The organism is Lacinutrix sp. (assembly GCF_037625555.1).
GTDB lineage: Bacteria > Bacteroidota > Bacteroidia > Flavobacteriales > Flavobacteriaceae > Lacinutrix.
The window spans coordinates 1-3,605 of the sequence record NZ_JASJHV010000042.1 but is presented as its reverse complement, the minus strand read 5'-3'; the positions used below and the strand labels follow the sequence as shown (position 1 = coordinate 3,605).

Genomic DNA, 3,605 nt, shown 5'->3' with positions numbered 1-3,605 from the left:
ATAATAAATGAATATGATAATGCTATACGTTACAATGATTTTGTTGTAAGAGAAATTATTGAAAAAGTTAAGAGCAAAAACGAAAACAGTTACGTTTTATATTTTTCAGATCATGGAGACGAAGTTTTTGATACTATTGATTTTGTTGGACATAACGAATACCATGGAACAAAGCCAATGTATGAAGTTCCTTTTGTAGTTTGGTTTTCTAAAAAGTATAAGCAAACAAATCCAGAACTATTTAATATTGAAAACATACACCAAAGACCCTATCTATTAGAAGATTTTATTCATAGTTTTTCTAATATTAGTAATATTACTTTTGATAAATATGAAACTGAAAAGAGTATATTTAGTAATAAATTTTCTATAAAGAAAAGATTAATAAAGAAAGGAGAGGATTATGACAAAAGGTAAAAAGAAAATAGTTTTAACAGTTGTGTTTCTTTTTGGGTTCTTCTTTTTTTATAGATATAGTCCAAGACGTGTTGAGTTTTTAGGGCATTTTAATAAAGTTTTTGCTCACAGAGTAAATAGTTTAGAAAAACAGAAACAAGCATTAAATTATTTTGAGGGAATCGAGGTAGATTTAGTATACTTAAAAAACAAAAATGTTTTAGATGTTAATCATCCACCTTCAGCATCAATTAATTTAACTTTCGAAACTTATTTAGCACAAATAGATTCTAATCACTTCCCGTTTTTATGGCTAGATATTAAAGGTCTTGATGCAACAAATAGTGATTCAATATTATTAAAATTAAACACACTGTTTGAGTCAAGAAAGTATCCCAAAAACAAGGTCTTAATAGAAACACTCTCACCAGAAGCCTTACCTAAATTTATTGAAGCAGGTTATAAAGCAAGTTATTATTTTAAATCTAACCTATACAAGCTACCTAAAGAAGATTTAATTACAGAGATAAACGCTATACAAATTATTCTAGACCAACAACCAGAAATAGGAATTTCATCTAATTATGAAAACTATGAATTAATGAAAACCTATTTCCCAAATAAAACTAAATACCTTTGGGCTGTAACATCTTTTTATAATTTTAAATATTTTAAGGTTAGAGACGCATTAGAAGATAATAACGTTGCTGTAGTTTTAACTAAATTTAGAAGTTTATATGGTAATCGTTAATAGGTATTCTGTTATTTTATAATATTCATGATTATGAGTATTCAAAAGTAGTTATATTTACGATTGCTATTTTTTAATATTAAACCTTAGGATAAAGATTTAAGTTATTCGTTTTATAAAAAAAACATATTCTATAATAAATAGATGATAAGAGACATAAAAACTAATTTAAAAGCATTAATGCGTTTAACTCTAATTATGAGTTTTCCTTTTTTTGTGATTATGTTTTTAGGATTTTTTTAATTCCAGAAACGCATCTTTATTTAAGAGAACTAGGAGCAGTTTTTTTAATAACAGCAATATTTACTGGTGCTATTTTATTGTTTAATAACTTTGAATTAAAGATAGTTTTATTTTTATGCTTTCAATTTCTATTGTCTTTTTTTGTAGCCTTTAAATTCTTTTTTTATTATAATTTTGGTGTTAGGCCAACAGCTTCAGTAATTTTTATAATTTTTGAGACTAATGCGACAGAGGCTTCAGAGTTTTTAACTAATTACTTCGATTTTAATAGTATTGTTATATTTATACTAACTTTTATTGCTTTTGCATCGTTAGTTTTAATATTGTTTACTAAATCAAGTTTCTTTTCATTTCTTAAATTAAAAAAACTGTCTTTATTATTTAAGATTTGTATAATTTCACTAATACTATTTAGTTGTTATCTTTTAAAACGATCGTTTTCAGAGCAGAGTATTATATTAACCTTATCGAAATCTATAGAAGAATATAATATTGCTAAAGACTATTACAAAGCAAACTTAGCAAAGCCTTACAATACCTCAATAAAAATTAATGCTAAAACCGAAAAACCACAAGTTGGTATTGTAATAATTGGAGAATCTACATCTAGATGGCATATGGGACTTTATGGTTAATAATAGAGAAACAAACCCAATACTGTCTAAAATGAAAGATGAGCTTTATGTCTTTAATGATGTTATTGCGTCTGATGTCATGACAATTAGATCGCTAGAAAAGGTGTTAACACTTTCAAATTATAATAATCCTAAAGCTGAGAACAATTTTTCAGTTATTCAATTAGCCAATACTGCTGGTTTCGATACGTTTTGGATTTCTAACCAGCAACCTGTTGGTTTTACAGAAAGTACACCAACAATAATTGCCACAGCAGCAAAGCATAAACAGTTTTTAGCCACAGATAGTTACATGTATTCAATTTATGATGAAGCACTACTACCTGAAATTAAGAAGGCCTTAAAAGAAACAGGAGAGCGTAAGCTTATTTTCGTGCATTTAATTGGTACACATAGAACGTATAAGAAACGTTACCCAGAAAATTTTAGCTATTTTGAAGGTATAAATGAACGTACAAAAATTAAAACAGAATATTCGAAGACTAAAGTAAACGAATACGATAACGCTGTAAAGTATAATGATTTGGTAGTTAGTAATATTATTAATCTAGTAAAAGAACAAGAAAATAACAGTTTTGTGCTTTACTTTTCAGATCATGGAGATGATGTATTCGATACTCAAGATTTTGTTGGACACCATACTCATAAAGGCTCTAAGCCAATGTTTGATATTCCATTCTTGTCTTGGTTTTCTAAAGATTATTTAGCAGCTAATAAAAGAATAGACACTTTAAAAACATATAGTAATAGAAAGTACAATACTGAAGATTTTATTTATAGTTTTTCTGATATTATCGATGTAAAATTTAAAGGTTTCGATGCCAAAAGAAGCATTTTTAATTCAGATTTTAAAGAGCATAAACGTTTAATAAAAGATAGTTTAGATTATGATGCTTGGAAAACAACAAATGCTTCAGATGAAGATTAACAATGAATTATCTTTAAAAGATACAACAGTTATTAAAGGTATTGGAATACTATTGATTGTTTGTCATAATTTTTTGCATTGGATAAAACCAATGTTAGGAGAAAACGAATTTAGTTTTATCCCAAAATTTGCACAAAATTTTATAGATGGTTTAGGTAGTAATCCAGGTAATTTTCTTCAGTATCTTGTTGCTTTTGCAGGACATTACGGCATACATTTATTTGTTTTTATTAGTGGTTATGGACTAACAAAACGCTATATAAACTCTGATGTTTGTTATTTAGATTTTATAAAAAAACGAATTACAAAACTTTATCCTGTTTTTGCAATTGCATTATTTGCATTATTTCTATACAACTATTTAATCTTTAAAATGGAATTTAATAGTGATGTAGCTATAGATTTTTTAACAAGATTTACACTTGTTGCGAATTTAATCCCTAAAGAAGTCTTTGTTCTTAATGGTCCATTTTGGTTCTATTCTATGATTGTACAATTGTATTTGCTATTTCCATTATTACTTATTTTACAGAAGAAAAACGCTTATCTTCTGTATCTTATTAGCTTAGTGTTTTTTGTTTTAATAAGCAATTATCAGAACTAAACTTTAGTTTATATTATAATTTTATTGGACACATGCCAGTATTTGTTT

General features: G+C 26.5%; 5 protein-coding genes. All 5 read left to right on the top strand.

The features are described from left to right. On the top strand, window positions 1-417 hold a 417-nt coding region (locus tag QNK89_RS02435), incomplete at its 5' end, for a sulfatase-like hydrolase/transferase (RefSeq protein ID WP_340169381.1). Next, window positions 404-1,147: a hypothetical protein gene (locus QNK89_RS02430; RefSeq protein WP_340169380.1), complete on the top strand. Its 744-nt coding sequence runs from the start codon at window positions 404-406 to the stop codon at window positions 1,145-1,147. The genes QNK89_RS02435 and QNK89_RS02430, both read left to right, overlap by 14 nt. Before the next feature lie 374 nt (window positions 1,148-1,521). Continuing rightward, window positions 1,522-2,025 carry a hypothetical protein gene (locus tag QNK89_RS02425; RefSeq protein WP_340169379.1) on the top strand — a complete coding sequence of 168 codons (504 nt, stop codon included), beginning with the start codon at window positions 1,522-1,524 and terminating at the stop codon, window positions 2,023-2,025. After that, window positions 1,982-2,953: a sulfatase-like hydrolase/transferase gene (locus tag QNK89_RS02420; protein WP_340169378.1), complete on the top strand. Its 972-nt coding sequence runs from the start codon at window positions 1,982-1,984 to the stop codon at window positions 2,951-2,953. The genes QNK89_RS02425 and QNK89_RS02420 overlap by 44 nt, the downstream gene beginning before the upstream one ends. Then, entirely contained in the window at window positions 2,943-3,557 is a 615-nt protein-coding gene (locus tag QNK89_RS02415) for an acyltransferase family protein (RefSeq protein WP_340169377.1), read from the top strand. The genes QNK89_RS02420 and QNK89_RS02415 overlap by 11 nt, the downstream gene beginning before the upstream one ends. Window positions 3,558-3,605: the final 48 nt, after the last annotated feature.